The organism is Pseudomonas sp. GW821-FHT07G06 (assembly GCF_058986625.1).
Genome location: NZ_JBYSVW010000003.1, coordinates 20,385 through 43,630 on the forward strand (window position 1 = coordinate 20,385; position 23,246 = coordinate 43,630).

A 23,246-nucleotide genomic window follows, 5' to 3' on the forward strand; every position below is an offset into this window, starting at 1 on the left:
AGAGTTAGAAGCGCGCTTTGGGCGTCGCCACGGGAATTGGCAGGCTGCCATTGAGCGGCAGGAAACAGCCCTGATCGGCGTCGTAGGCTTTGATTTCGCTGGTTTCGATGTTGTAGACCCAGCCGTGGATAAACAGCTGACCGTTGGCCATGCGCGAGGCAACCGACGGATGGGTACGCAGATGCTGCAATTGGGCGATCACATTCTCCTCGGTGAGGATGTGCATGCTTTCGCTCTCGTTAGAGCAGTTGCAGTTCTCCTGCACCATGGTCTTGGCCACTTCGGCATGACGCAGCCAGGCTTTGACCGTGGGCATTTTCTCCAGACTGTCCGGGTTGAGTACCGCGCGCATGGCGCCACAGTCGGAATGCCCGCAAATGATGATGTGATGCACCCCCAGAGCCAGTACCGCGTACTCGATGGCCGTGGAAACACCACCGTTCATTTGCCCGTAAGGCGGCACAACGTTGCCGACGTTACGGGTCACGAACAGATCGCCCGGGGAGCTTTGTGTGATTAATTCAGGAACGATGCGCGAATCGGCGCAGGCGATAAACATCGCTCGTGGCCGCTGGGCCGTGGCGAGTTTCTTGAAGAGCTCTTCCTGCTGAGGAAAGATCTCATGATGAAAATGCAAAAAGCCGTCAACGATATGCTGCAACGCTGCATCGGCGGTTTCGGCCTCGGGTTGGGCTGAAGCCGACGCAGCCAACGGCTGTTTATCCTTGTCACTCATCAATTCATCCTCATTGGCGGGCTCAGGGAGTCATCCCGTGTGGTCCGGTGTGAAGCCAGTGGCTGGTTAAAAAACATCCAGGCCAAACATCTCGACCCATCAGTCACTCGATGAACAAGGTAGCGGCCGAATCTTAATTGAAACTGAATAAAACGCTCTAGAATGCGTGTTACAGGTCACAAAAAACGTGACCAGCCTAAGGCGCGAGCGCAATCCTCAGTACTCAACCATAGGCCAATTGTCCTCAAATCAACGACATTTGGCGACCGGGCGGACAAAAGGCATTGCAGTCCAGGTCAAAGCCTTCCCGGCGATTGAGCCCCAGGCGCTTGATGGTTTTGGCAAAGCGCTGTGCCAGCAGGTCGGCGAAGGGACCTTCGCCGCGCATTCGAGCGCCAAAGCGGCTGTCGTAGAGTTCACCGCCACGGCTCTGGCGAATCAGGCTCAGTACATGCGTCGCCCGTTGAGGGTAGTGGGTCGCCAACCATTCCTCGAACAAAGACGCCACTTCAAGCGGCAAGCGCAGCATCATGTAGGCGGCACTTTGCGCCCCGGCCGCATGGGCCTCAGTGAGCAGACTTTCGAGTTCACTGTCATTGATCATCGGGATCATCGGTGAGCACAGCACACCCACCGGAATGCCCGACTCCCGCATGACCCTGATCGCCCGCAACCGCGCCTTGGGCGCTGCGGCGCGGGGTTCGAGGATGCGCTTGAGCTCGTCGTCCAGGGTAGTCAGGCTGATCATTACCGCCACCAGTCTTTGGCTGGCGAGCTCGGTCAGGAGGTCCAGGTCACGAAGAATCAGCGAGCCCTTGGTCACGATGGTCACCGGGTGCCGGTAACGCAGGAGCACTTCGAGGGTTCGACGGGTGATCCTGTATTCACGCTCGATCGGCTGATACGGATCGGTGTTGGAGCCGAGGTTGATCGGTGCACATTGATAGCCACGTTTGGACAACTGCTCCTCCAGCACATCCACGGCGTTGGTCTTGGCGATCAGTTTTGTCTCGAAATCCAGCCCGGGCGACATGTCCCAATAGGCATGACTAGGGCGCGCATAGCAATAAATGCAACCGTGCTCGCAGCCGCGATAGGGGTTGATCGAACGATCGAAGGGCAAGTCCGGCGACGTGTTGCGGGTGATGATGGTTTTCGCCGTTTCAATGCACACCTCGGTGCCCTGGGTGAGCGGGACTTCCTGATACCAGCCGTCGTCTTCGGCCACCGAATGACTGGGGGCGAAACGGTTGTGCGGGTTGGTCGCAGTGCCGCGGCCACGGGGAGGAAATGGCGTGTGCATGAAAAACACCCAATGACTGTATGCACATACAGTACATCGATCAAAACCACTCGACCAGCGCCGTTCGGCACTTTCTGATTATTGGTCATGCACACTTGAGTGAAGCAACCAGGAGAAACATATAAAGCCTGGCTGTTGCGACAAAACTGCATGTACTATTTTTTCGCTACAAAACATAAACACCGATATTCTATAAAAGGATTTATTTATGTCGTTTTTTAATCGCCGCGGTATCTTTTTGCAAAAACTTGGACCGACTGTAGTCGACCCCAATGAAGTACTGGTATCGATGCAGTTCGCACTCAAGGAAGAAGGCTGGGATGAAAAAAACTCGGTCGTGACCACCTCTTTGCTGGACTCCACCACGCTGATTGCGTCCTCATACGACGGCGGCCAGTCTTTTAGTATCCGCAGTGTCGACAAAGACATTGATGGTAACGGAACCATCAATTCCGATGATAAGGAAAAATTGCTGGCTCTGGCCAAAGCGTACGCCGGCATTGCGAAACCTTGAACCAAAGGTCCAGGCAAATATATTGTTATTAATCAGGTCCGGTCGAAGTTAATAATCGATCGGGTTTGATTTTTATCGCCTATAACATTGTTCTTTCAATGAACGAGGCTCGATCCTTGATGAAGCATTCATCATCCCGTCAGCTTCACAATTCTTTGACGGTCAACTCACAGGCCTTTGACCGTGCATGCCTGAACCTTGTCAGCATCTTCCCGTCCCTTTCTGAACGGTCGCCCAAGCATGCCACTATCACGTTTTTTATCTGCAATATGCCTGTCGCTGGTCACACTCGTTAACCTGGCACCGGCATTTGCTGACGACAGCGCCATGCACCGTCCGACAGACTGGGCTCAACCGGTCGAGAAGCAATACAACCTCTTTCAAATGTCGCCAACCCTCTACCGCAGCGCCTTGCCGGACAGGGGTGCGGTGCCGCTGTTGGAGAAACTCAATGTCGGCACGGTGATCAACTTCCTGCCTGAAGCGGACTCCAGTTGGTTGTCCACACCAGGTATCACACAAGTACAGCTGCCTTATCGCACCAACCATGTAGATGACGCCGATGTGCTCAAGGCCCTGCGCGCGATCCAGTCTGCCGAAGCCAAAGGCCCGGTGCTGATGCATTGCAAACACGGCTCTGACCGTACCGGCCTGATGGCGGCCATGTATCGGGTTGTCATCCAGGGCTGGAGCAAGGAGGAGGCCCTGAACGAAATGACCGAGGGCGGCTTTGGTGACAGTACCCACTTCAAGGACGGCATCCGCTACATGATGCAGATCGACGTCGACAAACTGCGCACGGCCCTGGCCAATGGCGATTGCAGTACCAGCCCGTTCGCCGCGTGCTCAATGAAGAGTTGGTTCAAATCCGCGCATATCGAATAAAAAAGTTCTTCACGCAATCCCGGGAAACTGTAGGAGCTGCCGAAGGCTGCGATTTTTTGATCTTGATCTTCAGAAATCTCCAGATCGCAAAAGCAAGATCAAAAGATCGCAGCCTTCGGCAGCTCCTACAGATATTTCGTAATTGCCCCCGTTGCATGGAGCAACGGGGGCTTTTTTCACTCAGTGCTGTTCGTCGGGCTTTTTCTTCAGCTTCGGGTTCGGGAAGAACTGAACCGCCTGAACCTTGGTGTCCGGGGCTTTGGGTGCGGTGGTGTTGACCCGCGTGCCAAGCTCCTTGGGCACCGACAGCCCTTGCTCATTGAGTGTGTCGGAGTAACCGCAGGCCACGCACTCCCGGTGCGGGACCTGGTCTTCGTTCCACATCATCAACTTGTCCGGCTCGCTGCATGCCGGGCAGACCGCCCCGGCGATAAAGCGTTTTTTCGTAATCACAGGTCCCTCACTCATGCTGCCGCGTCCTCACTCAGGCCGCTGTGGCGCAAGAGTGCGTCAATCGATGGCTCACGGCCACGGAAGTCGACGAACAGCACCATCGGCTCCTGGGAACCGCCACGGGCCAGGATCGCTTCGCGGAAGGCGCGACCGGTGTCGGCGTTGAGCACACCTTCTTCTTCAAACTTCGAGAACGCATCGGCCGAGAGCACTTCAGCCCATTTGTAGCTGTAGTAACCCGCGGCATAACCGCCGGCGAAGATGTGCGCAAAGCTGTTGGGGAAGCGGTTGTAGGCCGGCGGACGCATCACCGAAACCTCGTCGCGTACGCCTTCGAGCACTTGCAACACGCTGCGGCCGTCGCCATGGGTCGCGTGCAGTTCGAAGTCGAACAGCGAGAACTCCAGTTGGCGGACCATCATCAGGCCGGACTGGAAGTTTTTCGCCGCGAGCATTTTCCCGAGCAAGTCCTGAGGCAGTGGCTCGCCGGTTTCGTAATGACCGGAAATCAGCGCCAGGCCTTCCGGCTCCCAGCACCAGTTTTCCATGAACTGACTTGGCAGTTCGACGGCATCCCAGGCCACACCGTTGATGCCGGACACGCCAGCATGCTCGACGCGGGTCAGCAGGTGATGCAGGCCGTGACCGAATTCATGGAACAGGGTAGTGACTTCATCGTGGGTCAGCAGCGCAGGTTTACCGCTGTCAGCCGGGGTGAAGTTGCACACCAGGTTCGCCACCGGGCTTTGCAGCACGCCGCCAGCCGTGCGGCGACGGTCGCGGGCGCCATCCATCCAGGCACCACCGCGCTTGTTGGCGCGAGCGTAGAGGTCGAAGAAGAAGCGGCCGACATGCTGGCCGTTTTCCTTGATTTCGAACAGGCGCACATCCGGGTGCCAGGTGTCGAAGCCTTTGAGCTCGGCAATCTCGATGCCGTACAGGCGCTGGACGATGGCGAACAGGCCGCTGAGCACCTTGTCGATCGGGAAGTAGGCACGCAGGGCTTCCTGAGCCACGCTGTAACGTTGTTCACGGAGTTTTTCGCCGTAGAAACCGCTGTCCCAGCTTTGCAGGTCCGGGCAACCTTGCTCGGCAGCGTAGGCCTTGAGCTGTTCCAGATCCTGGGCGGCGAACGGCTTGCTGCGCTTGGCCAGGTCGCGCAGGAAGCTCAGGACCTGATCGCTGGATTCGGCCATTTTGGTCGCCAGGCTCAGCTCGGAGAAACTGCTGAAACCCAACAGCTTTGCCAACTCCTGGCGCAGGTCGAGGATTTCTTCCATGACCGGGCCGTTGTCGTTCTGGCCGGCATTCGGTCCCTGGTCCGAGGCACGGGTGCAGTACGCGGCATAAACCTCTTCACGCAGGGCGCGGTCCTGGGCGTAGGTCATCACCGCGTAATAGCTCGGGAACTCCAGGGTGATCAGCCAGCCGTCCAGCCCCTTGGCCTCGGCCGCGGCAGCCATTTGCGCCTTGGCCGAATCGGTCAGGCCGGCTAGGGTGGCCTCATCAGTGACGTGCTTGGTCCACGCCTGAGTGGCATCGAGCAACTGGTTGGAGAAACGGCTGCCCAGTTCAGACAACTTGCTCTGCACTTCGGCGTAACGTTTCTGTTCGGCTTCCGGCAGGTCGATACCCGACAGACGGAAGTCACGCAGCGAGTGTTCCAGGATGGTTTTCTGCGCCACGTCGAAACCGGCGGCTTCAGGACTGCTGGCCAGGGCTTCGAAGGCCTGGAACAGCTCGCGGTTCTGGCCCATTTCGGTGGAGTAGGCGCTCAAGGCAGGCAGGCACGACTCGTAGGCTTCACGCAGTTCGGCGCTGTTGCACACGGCATTGAGGTGGCTGACCGGGCTCCAGGCGGCACCCAGGCGGTCGTTGAGTTCGTCCATCGCCAGCACCAGGCCGGCCCACGTTGGCTGCTTGGCCTGAGTCTTGAGGATCTCGACGATGGCGGCGCGGTTGTCAGCCAGGATCTGTTCAATGGCCGGCTGTACATGTTCGGCGCGGATGGCGGAGAACGGCGGCAGGTCATAGGACTGCAAAAGAGGGTTGTTCACGCTCACGGTTGATACCTTGGCTGGAGAAACATGCAGCCATCTTAATTACAATCGACGTTCACCGCAGCTATCAGCAACAGAGAGAAACCCTATCGTGAACCTTCGCAAGTATCAGAACCACACGCCGCTGCTGGGTAAAGGCGCTTTTGTCGATGGCTCGGCCGTGGTGATCGGCGACGTTGAAATCGGCGAAGACAGCTCGGTCTGGCCGCTGACGGTGATCCGAGGCGACATGCACCGCATCCGCATCGGCGCGCGCACCAGCGTGCAGGATGGTTGTGTGTTGCACATCACCCACGCCGGTCCGTTCAACCCTGATGGCTTTCCGTTGCTGATCGGCGATGACGTGACCATCGCCCACAAGGTCATGCTGCATGGCTGTTCGGTGGGCAGCCGGGTGTTGATCGGCATGGGCAGCATCGTCATGGACGGCGCAGTGGTCGACGATGACGTGATCATCGGCGCCGGCAGCCTGGTGCCACCGGGCAAGCACCTGCAAAGCGGCTTCCTGTATGTGGGCAGCCCGGTGAAGCAGATCCGCCCGCTGACGGACAAGGAACGCGCTTTTTTCACCTACAGCGCGGCGAACTACGTGAAGCTCAAGGACCTGCATCTGGCCGAAGGCTACGACCAGCTTTGACCCGGCCCCCTCATTCAGGACTCAACATGCACTACCAAACCGTTTTGTTCGACCTCGATGGCACCCTGACCGACCCGCGCGAGGGCATCACCCGTTCGATCCAGTTCGCCCTGGGCAAACTGGGTATCGATGAACCGGACCTGGGCAAACTCGAACACTTCATCGGCCCGCCATTGTTGCAGGCCTTCATGCAGTTCTACGACTTCGATGAAGCCAAGGCGTGGGAGGCGGTGAATTTCTACCGCGAGCGCTTCAAGGTCACCGGACTCTACGAGAACCGTGTGTTCGACGGCGTCACGCCGCTACTGGAAACCCTGAGCGGACAAGGCCGGCAGCTGTACATTGCGACCTCGAAACCCTGGGTGTTCGCCCGTGAAATCGCCCGGCATTTCGATTTTGCCAGGCACTTCAAGGTGATTTACGGCAGCGAACTGGACGGCACCCGGACCAACAAGGTCGATCTGATCGCTCACCTGATGGCCGAAGAAAAGCTGGACCCGGCCAATACCTTGATGATCGGCGACCGCAAGCACGACCTCATCGGCGCGCGCAGCAACGGCCTGGATGCAGCGGCGGTGGGTTACGGGTTCGGCAGCCATGAAGAACTGAGCGCCGAAGCGCCGGCGTATCACTTTGAAACGCTGGCTGAGTTGCATCAGGCGTTTTTGCGCTGATACGACGTCTCCCCGTAGGAGCGAGCCTGCTCGCGATGGCCGTGAACGATAACGCTGGAAGCCTGACGCCCCGCGGCGCTCTCAGGTTTTTCGCGAGCAAGCTCGCTCCTACAAAGGAATTGCGCAGGCCTTCATGGTCGAGGTGGTGGCGCCAGTTTCTGTCCTTGCTCCACCGCCCAGTTCACCACCTGCGCAGTCAACTGATCGTTCGCCTGACCGAACCCGGTCACCACCGCCGGGACCTGCACATTGCTCAACGGCTGGCGCACTTCGAAGCGGCGACTGGCGAGGATGCGTTGGTCGTAGCTGCGCACCAGCAATGCATCCAGACGCACGACCACGCTGGCATTCGGACCCTGGTACTCCGTCTGGAACGCCTGCAGGCTGCCGCCCAATTCAAGATCGGTCTGGAAAATGCTGTCATCGGTGCTCAGCAGTATCACCCGTCCGTCATGCTGGAAACCTTGCAGCAGGCGATTGCGCACCAGCACCGGCGCCGGGTCGCTCCAGCGAGAACCCTTGTAGTGACTGATCACGTCGCCCTGAGGAATGACTGCAATGTTCGGACTGTTCAACGCTTCACTGGACTGGAACTTGGTCAGGCGCAGCGACCAGTGCTGCGGCGTGCCATGGCTGGCTGGCGTGCTGCTTGGGGCTGAGGGCAATCGATAAACCTCGAAAAGCTCTGGCTTGGGCAGGATCGAGCACGCGCCGATCAGCGTGAAGCCAGCGAGGAGGGCGATCCGAATCAGCTTCATGGCGTGAATTCCTTGGTCTTGTCACTGCCCAGCAGGTAACCGCTGGGGTCGGCCTCCAGACGTTTGGTAATGACGCGCAACGAGGACAGGGTTTCGCGCATCTCGCGCACGGCCGGGCCCAGGCCATTGAGGCCTTGCATGCCGCTGTTTAGCGAATCCTGATTGGCGCTGATCAGTGTGTTGAGGGTGGCGCTGCTCTCCTGCAGCGACTTCATCGCCTGCTCGGCGCTGCCCAGCGCTTCCTTGCCATGCTCGTTGAGTAGCCCGTTGGCGTTACGCATCAGCGTTGTGGTCTGCTCCAGCATGTTGTTGGCCTGCTTGCCCACCGAAGCCAGTTGCTGCATGGCCTGTCGGATATCGCCGCGCTGATCGGCAATGGTTCCGGTGGTTTGCTCCAGATGCTCCAGGGTGTTGCTGATGCGCGCGATGTTTTCCGTGGAGAACATCAGGTTGGCGTTATGCATCAGCGTGTTCACCCCGGCCATCAGGTCTTCGCTGTCATTGAGCAGGCGGGCGATGGGCGAGGGCGAGGCGACAATGGTCGGCAGGTTGCCGTCCTTGCCCTTGAGCGTCGGGCTCTGTGGCGTGCCGCCGCTGAGCTGGATGATCGAGGTCCCGGTAACGCCGGTCAGGGCCAGTTTAGCCTGGGTGTCTTCCTTGACCGGGGTATCGCCGGCCAGGCGGATTCGCGCCAACACCCGGCGCGGGTCTTTCGGGTCCAGGCGCAGCGAGATCACATCGCCGACCTTGATCCCGCTGTACTGCACCGAACTGCCCTTGGACAAACCGCTGACCGCCTCGTTGAATACGACCTCGTAGTCCTTGAACTCGGTGTCGACACTGGACTTCGCCAGCCACAGACCGAACAACAGCGCGGCCGTCACCACAATCACGGTGAACAGGCCGATCAATACATGATGGGCTCGGGTTTCCATGTCAGACCTCGTTGAGCTGTTGGGCGGCCGTCAACGCCGCGCGGCCGCGAGGGCCATGGAAGTACTCGTGAATCCACGGATCGTTGGTTTCCGAGACCTTGTCGATGGCGTCCGCCACCAGCACCTTTTTCTGCGCCAGCACCGCCACCCGGTCGGTGATGGTGTAGAGCGTGTCGAGGTCGTGGGTCACCAGAAAGACACTCAGGCCCAGGGCATCGCGCAGGGTCAGGATCAATTGGTCGAACGCGGCAGCGCCAATCGGGTCGAGACCGGCGGTGGGCTCATCGAGAAACAGGATGTCCGGGTCCAGCGCCAATGCCCGGGCCAGTGCGGCACGCTTGATCATGCCGCCGGACAGCGACGCGGGGTACTTCTCCGCCGCCGACAGTGGCAACCCGGCCAAGGCCATTTTCACCGCCGCCAGATGCTCGGCGTCGTTGCGGCTCAAGCCGGCGTGCTCGATCAGCGGCAGGGCAACGTTCTCGGTCACGGTCAGCGAAGAGAACAGCGCGCCTTTCTGGAACAGCACGCCAAATCGCCGTTCCACCAGCGAGCGCTCGTGCTCGGACAAGGTTGGCAGGTTCTTGCCGAAGACTTTCACCACCCCTTCGCTGGGCTGGCGCAGCCCGACAATGCTGCGCAGCAGCACCGATTTGCCGCTGCCGGAGCCGCCGACCACGGCGAGGATCTCGCCCTTGTACAAGTCCAGGTCAAGGTTCTCGTGCACGCTCTGGCTACCAAAGCGGTTGCACAGTCCACGGACTTCAATCACCGCCTCGGAGGGCGCTCTGGGGATACGACTCACCAACCCATCTCCATGAAAAACATCGCGGCGACCGCATCCATCACGATCACCACGAAAATCGACTGCACCACACTCGACGTGGTGTGCGCGCCCACAGACTCGGCGCTCCCACTGACCTTGAAGCCTTCGAGACAACCAATGGCGGCGATGAGGAAGGCGAAGATCGGGGCTTTGACGATCCCCACCAGAAAGTGCTGAACGCCGATGTCCGTTTGCAGCAGCGACAGGAACATCGCCGGCGAGATATCCAGCGACACCGCGCAGACCACGGCACCGCCGATAATCCCCGACAGCATCGCCAGAAAGGTCAGCATCGGGAGGGCGATCAGCAACGCCAGAACCCGCGGCACCACCAGTAACTCCACGGGGTCGAGGCCCAGGGTGCGGATGGCGTCGATTTCCTCGTTGGCCTTCATCGAACCGATTTGCGCCGTGAACGCACTGGCGGTGCGCCCGGCCATCAGGATTGCGGTCAGCAACACACCGAATTCGCGCAGGAAGGCAAACCCCACCAGGTCCACGGTGAAGACGGTGGCGCCGAAGGTGGCCAGCACCGTCGACCCGAGGAACGCCACCACGGCGCCCACCAGAAAAGTCAGCAACGCAACGATGGGGGCGGCGTCGAGGCCGGTCTGTTCGATGTGGGCAATCATCGGCGTGACGCGCCAGCGCTTGGGACGGAACAGACCGCGGACGATGGTTTCGATGATCAGGCCCACGAAACCCAACAGTTGCAGGGTGTCCTGCCAGACGGTGTCCACCGCACGGCCAATGCGGGTCAGCAACTGAATGGAAACGCTGACTTCCGGTTCCTTGATCGGTACGCAGAAATCGGTCAAAGAGCAGTAGACGGTTTGCAGCAACGCCCGATCGGCGGCGGAGAGTGTGCAATCAGGATGTTCGGCGGAGCGACCGAGGCGCTCGGAGCCGAGCAGCTCGACCAACAGCGAGGCGCCGGCGGTGTCGAGGGCGCCGAGGCCATTGAGGTCGATGGGGGTGTTGGCGTCGTACTGGCCGTGGAGTTTTTCGCTCAACAGCTTGAGGTCAGCGTAATGGGCAAGCGTCCAGTCGCCCGTCACCCGCAACCGTGCCGGGGTGAGCGACGTGTCCAACTGGGCATTGCCGGCCATCGTGCTGCTGATCATAAGCTCCGTGCTTGTTCAGTGATTAGGCAGCTCTACGTAATAGCACGAACCGTACTACTTTTCTTTGATCGCTGTGCTGTCCGTGACCTTGAAACGCAGCACGCCGATGACCTGGCCATCTTCGGTCAGCACCCGGACCTGCCATTTGCCGGCCGGGTTGCCCGGGAAATTTTGCTTGTGGGTCCAGGCCCGGTAACCTTCCTTGCGCCCGCCACGAATATCCAGAGGGATACGGTCGACCTCTTTGCCGTTGAACTGCCAGACGTGATAAATCCGCTCGTCCAGGCCACGCGGGGCATTGATCGCGGTGTACGCGTAAAGCCCGCCATTGCGGATCTGCTCGGCGCTGACTTCGTCGAGACTGGCGCCAGGCGTGCGGTCCTGCATTTGCGTACTGATGGCCACGTCGGTCATCCACAGCGTCGCCGGTGGCACCCACGAGCGCAGCTCCCACCCGACGGCGCCAATGCCCAGCGTGATACTCAAAATCGCCAGCGCACTGCGCAGGGTACGAATCGGGAAGATCGACGCCAGGCTCGGGAACGACAGCAGCACCGAGATTCCCAGCGCCCATTTGAAACTTTGCGCGGTGGTCAGGTGCATGATCACCGGCAATGCGGTGAGCAGCGCGGCGAACAGGGTCAGGGTGTGCAGGGCCAGAAATGCCCAGCGTCGTGGCGCCAGCCACTTGTAGTACAGCGGGTCGATGATCGAAATCAGTGCCGCGACGCCCAGCAGCCCGGTGAAAAACAACTGGCCGCTGTTCCACGTCGTGGTGATGAAGAAGAACGGCAGGACAAAGAACAGGCTTTCCTGATGGATCATCTGCGTTGCATAACGCAGCAAGGGTTCCGGGATTTCGCGCTTGAAAATGCGCGTGAACAACTTGGTCAGGCTGTTCTCCAGCATCAGCCAGATCCAGCTGATCAGCATGATGGTGGTGATCCAGCTCGCCAGGCCTTGCTGGCGATCGACCAGGATGAAGCTGCCTACCCCGGAGATGAAACCGGCAAGCGCAATGACCCCGGGGTAGCGCTTCATCAATTCGAGGATGCGCTGTACGAAACGGGTCAGGTTTTGCATTCGACGGGTTCACAGTGGTTGTAGGAAAAAACCTCGACAGGGTAACGCTGGTGTGGCGCTGTGGCGAGGGTTCACGGTCAGTGACACCACGCCACCTGTGGGAGCGAGCTTGCTCGCGATGAGGCCGGCACATCCAACATTTTTGTCGGCTGACAATCCGCTATCGCGAGCAAGCTCGCTCCCACAAGGAGTTTGCTTGCCAAACAGAGTAATTACTTCCTGCGATGCAAACGCCAGCCCACCAGCATCAACACGATCAAGCCCGCCCCACCAACCACCAACCACATCAACTGGTCATAGCTGAACAACGGCTTCTCGATCCGCAAATACCCCGGCTGCAACAGCAGTTCACGCACGGCCTTGTTCGCCTCTTCCAGCGTCACCCCCTGCAGCTCCTTGGCCGGATTAGTGAAGCGGCCGTCCTCGTAGTCGCCGATGGCGCTCCAGTAGTAGTCGGCCAACGCACTGTTGCCTTGTACAGCCCAGGCCTGGCGGGCGATCGCGGCCTGCTTCAGGCGGTTGAAGGTGTCGGCATTGAGGCCGTCTCTGAGCAGTCCGGCCTTCAAGTCATCGAGCACTTGTTCGGCCTCGGGCACGTCGTCGCGTTCAAGGTCGGCATTGAGGCTCATGAAACCCACGCCGCCGAACACTTCGCGTTCCGCCCACGGGCCGTAGGATAAACCATGAGCCAGGCGCAGCTGGCGATAGAGCGCCCAATCCAGATAGTCCTTGAGTAAATCGAAGGTTTGGTCGTGCCCATCTTCCAGCACCGGCTCCGGCACCAGCCAGTGCAACTTGGCGCCGTTGCCGACCAGACCGTGGGGCAAGGTGCGCTCATGGGCGGCGCTGGCCTGGATCTGCGGCAGTGGCGGATGCTCGCCGGGGGTGATTGCTTCCAGCGCACCATACGCCCGCTCCAGATAGGCTGGCAGCAACTTGTCGAGATCGCCGACCACGATCAGGGTCATGTTGTTCGGCGCATACCAGTCCTTGCGCACCTGCTCCAGTTGTTCACGGGTCAGGTCATCGACTTGCGCACGCTCCGGGCATTTGAGACCCAACTCGACGGCCAACTGGTTGCTGGCCGTGTGGCCGAGGTCCTGACGATCGAGCCAGCGTTGCAGGTGCGAGTAGTGGCCGCCATCTTCACGCTCGACCACTTGCTTGGCCGCGTTGATGGCGCTGTCGTCGAAGCGGGTCTGGGTCAGCAGCGCCAGCAACAGGTCGAGCACCTTGCGCTGGTTTTTCGCCGGAGCCTCGATGACGAAGGTCGTATCGGCATTGCTGGTGAAGGCATTCCACTCACCGCCCAAGGCCTGCATGCGCTCCTCCAGGCCACCTTCGCCACTGGCGTCGATGCCGCTGAACAACAGGTGCTCCAGCAGATGCGGCAATTCCTTTTCTTCGCAGCCGAAATCGTCCAGGCCAACGCCGACCACCAGCCGGATTGCCACATGCCCGCGATCAGTGCCGGGTTTGAGCAGCAACTGCAAGCCGTTGCGCAGCGTGTAGCCCTCGACCTGGAAGCGATCCAGGGCGAATGACGGGAGTGAACCAAGCAACAGGCAGGCGAACAACAGACAACGCATAACAAGCTTCCATACGACCAGCGTAAGTTCAACAGACTTCAGGCGACTGTGGACGTTCAGGGTGAATGAGTGATGTCGCTCAAATCGTCGACCACCAGCGCACCGGTGTCCGATGTTTCCAGCACCACGTAGGCACTGCTGCAAAACAAAGAATTCAGACGCTTCATGTCGGCGATCAGCTCCAGGTGCAACGAGCTGGTTTCGATACTTTGCACGATTTTACGGTGTAAACGGCTGACATGAGCGTGGGCCAGGCGCCGTTCCTGTGCACGGAAACGACGTTTTTCACGCACCAGTTGGCGCGCACTTTCCGGGTCACCACTGAGAAACACAGACATCCCGAGCCGCAGGCTGGAAATCAACTGAGTGTGCAGTCCGGTCAGTTCGTCCAGCCCGACTTCGGAAAACGACCGGCGCTGCGAGGTTTTCTGCTGCTGAATCTTGCGCAGCATGCGTTCGATCAAGTCGCTGGAGAGCTTCAGGTTGATCGCCAGCTCAATGATTTCCGCCCAGCGCCGGCTGTCCTGATCGCTGAGGTCTTCCCGGGGCATTTGCGCCAGGTACAACTTGATCGCGCTGTAGAGCGCTTCGACATCGTCGCTCAGGCGGCGGACTTCCTGGGTGACGGCCGTTTGCTTGCCACGCAACACGTCGAGCATGGCTTCGAGCATGTTGTCGATCAGGTCGCCCATGCGCAAGGTTTCCCGGGCCGCGTTGGCCAGCGCCAGACCGGGCGTGACCAATGCCGTGGGGTCAAGATGCCGGGGCTTGGCCGTGCCATTGGCCAGCGGGCGCTCCGGTAGCACCCAGGCGCAAAACCTGGCCATCGGTTCGAGGCTGGGCAGCAGGATCAGGCAGCGCACGGTGTTGTAGAGCAGGTGAAAGCCAATGACCATTTCCTGAGGGCTGAAATCCAGACCATCGAGCCAGTGCACCAGCGGGTCGAGCACCGGAATGATCAATAAAAGACCAATCAGTTTGTACAGCAGGCTGCCCAGCGCCACTTGGCGACCGGCGGCGTTCTGCATGCTGGTGCTGAGGAAGGCGAGTATGCCGCTGCCGATATTGGCGCCGATCACCAGCCCGATGGCCACCGGCAGGCTGATCACGTTGGCACCCGCCAGGGTCGCGGTCAGCAGCACGGCGGCCAGGCTGGAATAGGAAATCATCGCGAACAGCGCGCCAACCAGGGCGTCGAGCAGGATGTCGCCGGTGAGCGAAGCGAAAATCACCTTCACCCCTTTGGCATGGGTAATCGGATGCGCCGCCTCGACAATCAGTTGCAGCGCCAGAATGATCAACCCCAAGCCAATGGCGACACGGCCCAACTGCCCGAGCCGGGTCTGCTTGCGCGACAGAAAGAAAATCACCCCGACAAAAATCAGCAATGGCGACAGCCACGACAGATCGAACGTCAGCACCCGTGCCATCAGCGCCGTACCGACGTCCGCACCCAGCATGGTGGCCAGCGCCGGGGTCAGCGCCATCAGGCCCTGGCCGACAAAGGAAGTGACGAGCATGGCAGTGGCGTTGCTGCTCTGGACCATCGCCGTCACGGCGATCCCGGAGGCGAAAGCCAGCCAGCGGTTGGCCATGTTATGGCTGATGACATGGCGCAAATTGGTGCCGTAGACCCGCAGAATGCCGGTTCGGACGATGTGTGTGCCCCAGATCAGCAGGGCCACAGCGGAAAGCAAATTGAGCAGGGTGAGCATAATGACCCCCTGTGGTGTAGCGCCCCAAAGGAGCAAGTTAACGGTGCCGCGCGACGTTCTACGTTCTGTACTTAAGCTGTAGTTGGCTAACGGTCTGCGCGCCAGCATCGCACAGCCAAAGAAGGGATTGAAACAAAACTGTCATGAAAACGGCGATCTTACAGCCACACAAAGCACTGTGGGAGCGAGCTTGCTCGCGATGAGGCCATCAGATCCAACATCGATGTTGACTGACGGACCGCCATCGCGAGCAAGCTCGCTCCCACAGGTTTTGCGTATTTAGCGCTACCGGGTTACTGGCCCGGAATGTCCTTGCGCAGTTTTACCGGATCCTGCTGTTTCTTCTTTTTCGCGATGGCCGTGCGCATCTTGATATTGATCGCTTCCACCGCCAGCGAGAACGCCATGGCGAAATAGACGTAGCCTTTAGGAATATGCATATCCAGGGATTCGGCAATCAGCACGGTACCGACGATCAACAGGAACGACAGCGCCAGCATCTTCAGCGACGGGTGCTTGTCGATGAACTCGCTGATGGTGCCGGAAGCCCACATCATCACCAGCACGGCCACGATGATCGCCGCGACCATGACCGGCACGTGGGAGACCATGCCGACCGCGGTAATGACCGAGTCCAGCGAGAACACGATGTCGATGATCGCGATCTGGATGATGGTGTAGAGGAAGTTGCCGCCCTTGCCCGAAGGCGCTTCGTTGGTTTCGTCTTCACCTTCCAGGGCGTGATACATCTCTTGCGAGCTCTTCCACAGCAGGAACAGACCACCGAAGAACAGGATCAGGTCACGTCCGGAAATACCCTGGCCAAACACTTCGAACAGGTCGGCGGTGAGGCGCATGACCCAGGTGATCGACAGCAGCAGCAGGATTCGCGTGATCATGGCCAGCGCCAGACCGAAAATCCGGGTGCGCGCCTGCATGTGTTTGGGCATGCGGCTGACCAGGATCGAAATCATGATGATGTTATCGATGCCCAGGACGATTTCCAGGGCGGTCAGGGTAAAGAAGGCAACCCAGATTTCAGGGTTGGTCAGCCATTCCATGTGTATTCCTTTGAGCGATTGTTAAACCACAAAGGGCCCGGGCTTCAAACAGCGAAGCCTGGACCCGAAGTGGTGAGTCTTGGGCTTATAGAGTGCTGAACATCGGGAAAGTCCCCAACAGCAGTGCAGCAATCAGTATGCAGATACAAACCAGCACTGCCCACTTCAGGGTGAAGCGCTGGTGGTCACCGAAATCGATACCGGCCAGGGCCACCAACAGATAAGTCGATGGAACCAGCGGGCTCAACAGGTGGACGGGCTGACCGACGATCGAGGCACGTGCCATTTCCACCGCGGTTATACCGTAATGACTGGCGGCTTCGGCAAGTACCGGTAACACGCCGTAATAAAATGCATCGTTCGACATGAAGAAGGTGAACGGCATGCTTACCAGCGCCGTGATCACCGCCAGGTACGGGCCGAGGAAATCCGGAATCACCGACAACAGGCTTTTCGACATGGCATCGACCATGCCGGTGCCCGACAGGATACCGGTGAAGATGCCGGCCGCAAAGATCAGCCCGACCACGGCCAGTACGCTACCGGCGTGAGCCGCGACGCGATCCTTCTGCTGTTGCAGGCAAGGATAGTTAACGATCATGGCGATACTGAACGCCACCATGAACAACACCGGCAACGGCAGCAGGCCGGCGATCAGGGTGCACATCAGGCCAAGCGTCAGGGCGCCGTTGAACCAGATCAGTTTCGGACGACGGGCATCCGGGAACTGCGAAACACTGATTTCGCTGTGGTCGATTTCATCGCCCACCAGGTGCAGTTCACCCAGGCGCGCACGCTCACGTTTGCCGTAGAAGTAGGCGATGGCCAGGATCGCCACCACACCGGCCAGCATCGCCGGGATCATCGGGACGAAAATAGCCGACGGGTCCACGTGCAGTGCGCTGGCGGCACGGGCGGTCGGGCCGCCCCATGGGGTCATGTTCATCACGCCACCGGCGAGGATGATCAGGCCGGCCATGATCCGCGGGCTCATGCCGATGCGGCTGTAGAGCGGCAGCATCGCGGCCACGCAGATCATGTAGGTGGTCGCGCCGTCACCATCGAGGGAAACGACGAGCGCCAGTACGGCGGTGCCGACCGAAACTTTCAGCGGGTCGCCCTTGACCATTTTGAGGATCTTGCGCACGGCCGGGTCGAACAGGCCGGAGTCGATCATCAGGGCGAAATACAAGATAGCGAACATCAGCATCACGCCGGTCGGCGCGAGCTTGGTGATGCCTTCTAGCATCATCGGGCCGATCTTGGGGCCGAAGCCGCCGAACAGGGCGAAGATGATTGGAATGAGGATCAGGGCGATCAGCGCGGACAGGCGCTTGGTCATGATCAGGAACATGAACGTGATGACCATGGCGAAGCCAAGGAAAGTCAGCATGGGAGTACTCCAGGCGTAGCGCGGCTAGGGAATGGGCGGATCGGGCGGGATCAGCGCAGAACGGGAAGCACGAGAGGTACGGACGGAGGCGCAGCGAAGTGGCGGGTAGAAGAGGACATCAGAATCACCATTGTTGTTGTTAAATGGGCCTTTCGAGCAATCGAACACTCGCATTGGCCACCGGTCTTTTGCCGGTAGTGGCGGCGATCCTAATCGGGGAAGCTTTCAGCCAGCTTTCGCAATTGAAAGCTTTGACCGGATGCACGACCGGTCGTCGGACGGGGGCAGGGAGGTGAACCGGGTTACGGCCTTCGCGAGCAAGCCCGCTCCCACACTGGATCTGTGTCGTACACAAAGCCAATGTGGGAGCGGGCTTGCTCGCGAAGGCGTCAGTCATTACGCAGCAGGAGGAATGTCATGAACAACGTTCACACCGGTGGCTGCCACTGCGGGCAACTACGCTATCAATTCAGCGGGCCACTGCACGATATCGTCCACTGTCATTGTTCGATTTGCCGACGGGTCAGCGGCGGCATCGTGACCACCTGGATCACCGTGCCGGCATCCGCCTTTCAATGGCTGGCCGGGACGCCGTCGCGGTACGATTCTTCATCCACCTGCGCACGTTATTTCTGCGGTCACTGCGGGGCGCAACTGGCGGTGGTAACGCACCTGAGCCCGGACAGCATCGACCTGACCATCGCCACCCTCGACCACCCCGAGCAGGCACCGGCGCAGCGGCACATCTGGACCGACAGCCGCTTGCCGTGGCTGCATCTGGACGAACACTTGCCCGGCGAGGCTGAAGAAACACTCTGATCAAAAAATAGACAGATCCAGCGGTCGAATCGCGCCCATCCAGATCGCATGCTCGGTGTGATCGCGCAGATCGTCGCCAGTGTCCGGGTGTAAAAACACCACCAGCCCCTTGCGATTGAGCGCCAGCCACGGCAGCACGTCGCCCAGCACCTGCGGCTCGAACGCCAACTGGCAGCTCCAGTCCGGGTGCGGACCGACCGGGCGCTCATGCACACGGCCCATTTTCACTGGAAACAATTGCGCCGCCTGCTCACACAGGGCCCGCGCCTGTCCGATCGAGTCGGCATCGAAGTAAACATGGGCGTGATAGCCCGTGATCTGCTGCATTGCAATCCCTCTGAAAGCTGTTCGAACCCTCGCCGTTGCCTGCGGGTCTCACGTCATATAGACGCTGGAAAAAAGGGTCCAGCCATGAAAAATGCCGAAACCCCCGTTGTGAAAGTGGTGCTTTATGGTGCCATGAGTAGCCTGGGCAGTGCGCTGATGGCTGAAATGCTGCGACGCCAGCATGAAGTGATCGCGATTCTCGATGACCTCAATGCGCTGGCACCCCGTCCGGGGCTGCGCACCAAGACTGGCGACCTGTTCGACGCGCAACGGGTCAAGCAGAGTGTGGCCGGCAGCTCCGTGGTCATCTGTTTGCTGGACGCTCCTGGCTTACCGTTCAACAGCGAACACGTGGAAAAAACCATCGTACCGGGTCCGGTCGAGCAAGTGCTGGCAGTCGACGCCTTGATTGAAGGCCTGCACGGGGCAGGCGTTGCCCGGCTGTTTCTGGTGGGAGATTTCGGGGTGCTGGACGAGCCGGAGCTCGAGGACAGCCTGCAACGTCACGCCGCAGAGGAAATCCGCGAGGCACTGCAAAGCAGTCCTTTGCAGTGGACGCTGGTTAACGAACCGCGCGGGGTACCGGGGCTGACCATCGAACATTTCGCCAAACCCGGCGGCAACCTCGAGCCGGGGCTGGCCGAACCGCTCGGACGACTAGCCCGCACCGCCGTGGGCATTGCCGATGAATTGCACCTGAAACTGCACATCGGCGAGCACGTCAGTTTCATCGAGACCTCGGAACCTTGAATTGGCTGCTCCTGTAGGAGCTGCCGCAGGCTGCGATCTTTTAACACTCAAACCGCAATCGAAGGAAACGCCAACCCCGTCAACGACTCCGCGCTACCCGCCTGTTCAGCCATCAACCAATCCACAAACTGCTGGATCAACACTCCGCGCCGTTTACGCTGGGGCAAAACCACGTAATAGCCCAGCCGGGAAATCACCGTTTCGCCGATCGGTCGACACAACAACCCTTGCGCCAGCAAGTTATCCACAAGGTGGCGCCAGCCGATGGCCACGCCCTGACCACCAATCGCTGCCTGAATCAGCAAGGTGTAATTGTCGAAACGCAGTTGACCGGGTGCCGGGGGCGAGGTGATGCCCAACTCGCGGAATACACCACTCCAGTCGAACCAGTTACTGCTGTTTTCCCCACGCAGATGCAGCAACGGAAACTCGAGCAATGCCTGGGGGGGCAAGGGCAGGGAACGCTCACCCAGCAACTGCGGGCTGCACACCGGAAACACTTCCTCACTGAACAGCCAATGGCTTTCACCCTGTTTGAAGCGGCCATCGCCAAACAGTACAGCCACGTCGATATCGGTACGTAGCATGTTATGGCTGCGTTCACTGGTGACCAGGCTGACATCCACCTGCGGATTGGCCGCGTGAAAGCGGTGCAGACGCGGCATCAACCAATAGGCGGCGAAGGCAAAATCCGTGGCCACCTGCAGCACCTCATGCTGTTGCTGGGCACTGATTGCGCTCAATCCTGCGTCGATATTCTGCAATCCGAGCTGAACCTGCTGAAAAAGTATCAGCCCGGCCTCAGTCAACTCGATACCGCGATAAATGCGGTCGAACAATCGGGTCGCCAGTTGTTCTTCAAGGCGCTTGATCTGCTGACTGATGGCCGGCTGCGTGGTGCCGAGTTCAACCGCCGCCGCGGTGAAGCTGCGCTGACGGGCTGCCGCTTCGAAGGCTCGAAGCAGATCCAGTGACAGGTCACCAAGGGCGTCATACATAAGCTGTGCTTATCCTAGTCATTGCCGTGCATGGGCTTTACCGCGAAGAGCTTGGGTTCCATTCTCGAAGCCAGCACTCTCGCATAAACATCCACTATGGAATGCCGCGATCACATGAAGCGCAAGAACATTCTTTTCATCATGGCCGATCAAATGGCCGCGCCAATGTTGCCGTTCTACGGTCCATCGCCCATCAAGTTACCCAATCTCAGCCGCCTCGCCGCACAAGGCGTGGTGTTCGACTCGGCTTATTGCAACAGCCCCCTGTGCGCGCCGTCGCGTTTCACCCTGGTCAGCGGCCAGTTGCCGAGCAAGATCGGCGCCTACGACAACGCCGCCGACTTCCCCGCCGACGTACCGACCTATGCCCATTATTTACGCCGCCTCGGCTACCGCACCGCCCTGTCGGGCAAGATGCATTTCTGCGGGCCGGACCAGTTGCATGGCTACGAAGAACGCCTGACCAGCGACATCTACCCGGCCGACTACGGCTGGGCAGTGAACTGGGATGAACCGGACGTGCGTCCGACCTGGTACCACAACATGTCCTCGGTTCTGCAAGCCGGACCCTGCGTGCGCACCAACCAGCTGGATTTCGACGAAGAGGTTGTATTCAAGGCCCAGCAGTACCTGTTCGACCATATCCGCGAGGAGGGCGACCAGCCGTTCTGCCTGACCGTTTCCATGACTCACCCACACGATCCGTACACGATTCCCAAGGCTTTCTGGGATTTGTACGACGATGCCGATATCCCGCTGCCTGCAACCCCGGACCCGCATGACCTCGATCCGCACTCGCAGCGGTTGCTCAAGGTCTATGACCTGTGGGACAAGCCACTGCCTGTGGATAAGATCCGCGATGCCCGTCGTGCCTATTTCGGCGCGTGCAGCTATATCGACAGCAACGTCGGCAAACTCCTGCAAACCCTTGAAGATACCAGGCTGATCGAAGACACCATCATCGTGTTTTCCGGTGACCACGGCGACATGCTCGGCGAGCGCGGCCTCTGGTACAAAATGCACTGGTATGAAATGGCCGCACGGGTGCCGCTGCTGATCAGCGCACCGGCGCAGTTCGGGGCTGGTCGGGTCAGCGCCAGTGTTTCCACGGCGGACCTGCTGCCGACATTCGTCGAACTGGCCGGCGGCTCGCTGGAACCGGGCTTGCCGCTGGATGGCCGTTCGCTGGTGCCGCACCTGCAAGGGCAGGGTGGCCACGATGAAGTGTTTGGCGAATACATGGCCGAAGGCACCATCAGCCCGCTGATGATGATCCGCCGCGGTGCCTATAAATTCATCTACAGCGAAGACGACCCTTGTCTGCTCTTCGACGTACACAATGACCCTCACGAACTGGAAGAACTCAGCCATTCGCCGCAACATCGCCAGTTGTTCGACGATTTTCTCGCTGAGGCGCGGGCGAAATGGAATATTCCGGCAATCCACCAGCAGGTGCTCGCCAGCCAGCGGCGCCGGCGTTTCGTGGCCGAGGCGCTGACCCTCGGCAAGCTGAAGAGCTGGGATCACCAGCCGCTGGTGGACGCCAGTCAGCAATACATGCGCAACCACATCGACCTCGACGATCTGGAACGTAAAGCACGTTATCCACAACCCTGCCAAAACCAATAACGTTAAGGGGAAGTCCATGCAAAGGTTATCCACAGTACTGACGGTCGGGCTCCTGGCTCTGGGCAGTGCATCGGCGTTTGCCGATCAGAGTTGCGAGACCGTGAAGATGGCCGACCCGGGTTGGAGCGACATCGCCGCGACCAACGCTATCACCGGGTTTCTGCTGGACGGCATGGGCTACAAGGCCAAGGTCGACACCCTCGCGGTGCCGATTACTTTTGGCGGGCTCAAGGATGGCCAGGTCGATGTGTTCCTGGGTAACTGGATGCCGGCGCAGCAGGGCTTCTACGACAAATTCGTCGCCAACGGCGATGTCACACAACTGGCGAAGAACCTCGACGGCACCGAATTCACCCTTGCCGTTCCAGACTATGTGTGGGACGCGGGTGTGCATAACTTTGCCGACCTGAACAAATACGCCGACAAGTTCGATCGCAAGATCTACGGCATCGGCTCCGGCGCACCGGCGAACATCTCGCTGCAAGAGATCATCAAGAAAAATGATTTCGACATGGGCCAGTGGAAACTGGTCGAGTCCAGCGAGCAAGCCATGCTGGCGGAAGTGTCCCGCGCGGTGAAAAAGCAGAAATTCGTGACCTTCCTCGGCTGGACCCCGCACCCGATGAACGTGCAACTGAAGATGCATTACCTCAAGGGCGGCGAGAAGTACTTCGGTGACACCGGCAGCGTGCACACACTGACCCGCAAAGGTTATGCACAGGCCTGCCCGAACGTCGGCAAGCTGCTGACCAACCTGAGCTTCACCCAGGATATGGAAAACAGCATCATGGCCGAGGTGGTGAACAACAAGGTCAGTAACGCCGACGCCGCCAAGGCATGGATCAAGGCCAACCCCGCGGTGTTGGACAAGTGGCTTGATGGAGTGAAGACCGTGGATGGCAAGGACGCGCTGCCGGCGGTCAAAGCCAAGTTGTAAGGCTCAAGGACGCCATCGCGGGCAAGCCCGCTCCCACAGG

Annotated in this window: 23 protein-coding genes; 8 read left to right on the plus strand and 15 right to left on the minus strand. The window is 59.6% G+C overall.

The genetic code is table 11. The annotated features are described in order from the left end of the window. Positions 1-4 precede the first annotated feature (4 nt). Together AC3WJW_RS06685 and AC3WJW_RS06690 are read right to left on the minus strand one after the other, a co-directional pair. The gene (locus tag AC3WJW_RS06685; protein ID WP_007969824.1) at positions 5-736 is read right to left on the minus strand and encodes a carbonic anhydrase; all 732 of its coding nucleotides are present in this window, start codon (positions 734-736) and stop codon (positions 5-7) included. A gap of 244 nt (positions 737-980) precedes the next feature. Beyond that, positions 981-2,039 (minus strand): PA0069 family radical SAM protein, encoded by a 1,059-nt coding sequence (locus AC3WJW_RS06690; RefSeq protein ID WP_493725537.1) that lies wholly within the window; start codon positions 2,037-2,039, stop codon positions 981-983. Positions 2,040-2,247: 208 nt separating this feature from the next. Here AC3WJW_RS06690 and AC3WJW_RS06695 point away from each other — a divergent pair, with 208 nt between their 5' ends. Both AC3WJW_RS06695 and AC3WJW_RS06700 read left to right on the plus strand, forming a co-directional pair. Beyond that, positions 2,248-2,553, plus strand: coding sequence for a hypothetical protein (locus AC3WJW_RS06695; protein ID WP_493725538.1), 306 nt, complete (start codon positions 2,248-2,250; stop codon positions 2,551-2,553). Positions 2,554-2,793: 240 nt separating this feature from the next. Further along, positions 2,794-3,438: a dual specificity protein phosphatase family protein gene (locus tag AC3WJW_RS06700; protein ID WP_493725539.1), complete on the plus strand. Its 645-nt coding sequence runs from the start codon at positions 2,794-2,796 to the stop codon at positions 3,436-3,438. A 180-nt stretch (positions 3,439-3,618) separates the two neighbouring features. On the opposite strand, the gene AC3WJW_RS06705 is transcribed toward AC3WJW_RS06700, so the two are convergent. Continuing rightward, complete coding sequence (locus AC3WJW_RS06705; protein ID WP_007969831.1) at positions 3,619-3,906, minus strand: YheV family putative zinc ribbon protein; 288 nt, start codon at positions 3,904-3,906, stop codon at positions 3,619-3,621. Beyond that, entirely contained in the window at positions 3,903-5,954 is a 2,052-nt protein-coding gene (prlC, locus tag AC3WJW_RS06710; RefSeq protein WP_493725540.1) for an oligopeptidase A, read from the minus strand. Before prlC ends, AC3WJW_RS06705 begins: the two co-directional genes overlap by 4 nt. An 88-nt stretch (positions 5,955-6,042) precedes the next feature. On the opposite strand from prlC, the gene AC3WJW_RS06715 reads away from it, so the two are divergent. Both AC3WJW_RS06715 and AC3WJW_RS06720 read left to right on the plus strand, forming a co-directional pair. Further along, positions 6,043-6,588 carry a gamma carbonic anhydrase family protein gene (locus AC3WJW_RS06715; protein ID WP_056726737.1) on the plus strand — a complete coding sequence of 182 codons (546 nt, stop codon included), beginning with the start codon at positions 6,043-6,045 and terminating at the stop codon, positions 6,586-6,588. Between the two features lie 26 nt (positions 6,589-6,614). After that, positions 6,615-7,262 carry an HAD family hydrolase gene (locus tag AC3WJW_RS06720; RefSeq protein ID WP_493725541.1) on the plus strand — a complete coding sequence of 216 codons (648 nt, stop codon included), beginning with the start codon at positions 6,615-6,617 and terminating at the stop codon, positions 7,260-7,262. Positions 7,263-7,393: 131 nt separating this feature from the next. Here AC3WJW_RS06720 and AC3WJW_RS06725 read toward each other — a convergent pair whose 3' ends face one another. From AC3WJW_RS06725 to AC3WJW_RS06765, 9 genes are all read right to left on the minus strand, one after another. Continuing rightward, the gene (locus tag AC3WJW_RS06725; protein WP_493725542.1) at positions 7,394-8,020 is read right to left on the minus strand and encodes an ABC-type transport auxiliary lipoprotein family protein; all 627 of its coding nucleotides are present in this window, start codon (positions 8,018-8,020) and stop codon (positions 7,394-7,396) included. After that, on the minus strand, positions 8,017-8,955 hold the full coding sequence (locus AC3WJW_RS06730; protein ID WP_493725543.1) for an MlaD family protein: 939 nt from the start codon (positions 8,953-8,955) through the stop codon (positions 8,017-8,019). The genes AC3WJW_RS06725 and AC3WJW_RS06730 overlap by 4 nt, the downstream gene beginning before the upstream one ends. Position 8,956: 1 nt before the next feature. Next, a complete protein-coding gene (locus tag AC3WJW_RS06735) occupies positions 8,957-9,760 on the minus strand; it encodes an ABC transporter ATP-binding protein (RefSeq protein WP_458373652.1) in 804 nt (267 codons plus the stop codon). Beyond that, entirely contained in the window at positions 9,757-10,905 is a 1,149-nt protein-coding gene (locus tag AC3WJW_RS06740) for an ABC transporter permease (protein ID WP_493725544.1), read from the minus strand. Before AC3WJW_RS06740 ends, AC3WJW_RS06735 begins: the two co-directional genes overlap by 4 nt. 54 nt (positions 10,906-10,959) lie before the next feature. Then, the gene (locus AC3WJW_RS06745) at positions 10,960-11,988 is read right to left on the minus strand and encodes a DUF5924 family protein (RefSeq protein ID WP_007969841.1); all 1,029 of its coding nucleotides are present in this window, start codon (positions 11,986-11,988) and stop codon (positions 10,960-10,962) included. A 212-nt stretch (positions 11,989-12,200) separates the two neighbouring features. After that, positions 12,201-13,577 carry a M16 family metallopeptidase gene (locus AC3WJW_RS06750; protein ID WP_493725545.1) on the minus strand — a complete coding sequence of 459 codons (1,377 nt, stop codon included), beginning with the start codon at positions 13,575-13,577 and terminating at the stop codon, positions 12,201-12,203. Positions 13,578-13,633: 56 nt separating this feature from the next. Then, positions 13,634-15,292 carry a Na/Pi cotransporter family protein gene (locus AC3WJW_RS06755; RefSeq protein ID WP_493725546.1) on the minus strand — a complete coding sequence of 553 codons (1,659 nt, stop codon included), beginning with the start codon at positions 15,290-15,292 and terminating at the stop codon, positions 13,634-13,636. 293 nt (positions 15,293-15,585) lie between these two features. Next, positions 15,586-16,353 carry a TerC family protein gene (locus AC3WJW_RS06760; RefSeq protein ID WP_493725547.1) on the minus strand — a complete coding sequence of 256 codons (768 nt, stop codon included), beginning with the start codon at positions 16,351-16,353 and terminating at the stop codon, positions 15,586-15,588. Between the two features lie 85 nt (positions 16,354-16,438). Next, positions 16,439-17,746 (minus strand): CitMHS family transporter, encoded by a 1,308-nt coding sequence (locus AC3WJW_RS06765; protein ID WP_116579845.1) that lies wholly within the window; start codon positions 17,744-17,746, stop codon positions 16,439-16,441. A 417-nt stretch (positions 17,747-18,163) separates the two neighbouring features. Between AC3WJW_RS06765 and AC3WJW_RS06770 the strand changes: the two genes are divergently transcribed. Continuing rightward, positions 18,164-18,565: a GFA family protein gene (locus AC3WJW_RS06770; RefSeq protein ID WP_015092871.1), complete on the plus strand. Its 402-nt coding sequence runs from the start codon at positions 18,164-18,166 to the stop codon at positions 18,563-18,565. Here the strand turns inward: AC3WJW_RS06770 and AC3WJW_RS06775 are convergent, their stop codons facing one another. Then, on the minus strand, positions 18,566-18,892 hold the full coding sequence (locus tag AC3WJW_RS06775) for a DOPA 4,5-dioxygenase family protein (RefSeq protein WP_015092870.1): 327 nt from the start codon (positions 18,890-18,892) through the stop codon (positions 18,566-18,568). A gap of 84 nt (positions 18,893-18,976) precedes the next feature. On the opposite strand from AC3WJW_RS06775, the gene AC3WJW_RS06780 reads away from it, so the two are divergent. Then, on the plus strand, positions 18,977-19,642 hold the full coding sequence (locus AC3WJW_RS06780) for an NAD(P)-dependent oxidoreductase (RefSeq protein ID WP_493725548.1): 666 nt from the start codon (positions 18,977-18,979) through the stop codon (positions 19,640-19,642). Positions 19,643-19,689: 47 nt separating this feature from the next. On the opposite strand, the gene AC3WJW_RS06785 is transcribed toward AC3WJW_RS06780, so the two are convergent. Then, positions 19,690-20,640, minus strand: a complete 951-nt coding sequence (locus AC3WJW_RS06785) for a choline sulfate utilization transcriptional regulator (RefSeq protein ID WP_493725549.1) — start codon at positions 20,638-20,640, stop codon at positions 19,690-19,692. A gap of 114 nt (positions 20,641-20,754) precedes the next feature. On the opposite strand from AC3WJW_RS06785, the gene betC reads away from it, so the two are divergent. Both betC and choX read left to right on the plus strand, forming a co-directional pair. Continuing rightward, a complete protein-coding gene (gene betC / locus AC3WJW_RS06790) occupies positions 20,755-22,269 on the plus strand; it encodes a choline-sulfatase (RefSeq protein WP_493725550.1) in 1,515 nt (504 codons plus the stop codon). Between the two features lie 16 nt (positions 22,270-22,285). After that, positions 22,286-23,206 (plus strand): choline ABC transporter substrate-binding protein, encoded by a 921-nt coding sequence (gene choX, locus AC3WJW_RS06795; protein ID WP_007969855.1) that lies wholly within the window; start codon positions 22,286-22,288, stop codon positions 23,204-23,206. Positions 23,207-23,246 lie beyond the last annotated feature (40 nt).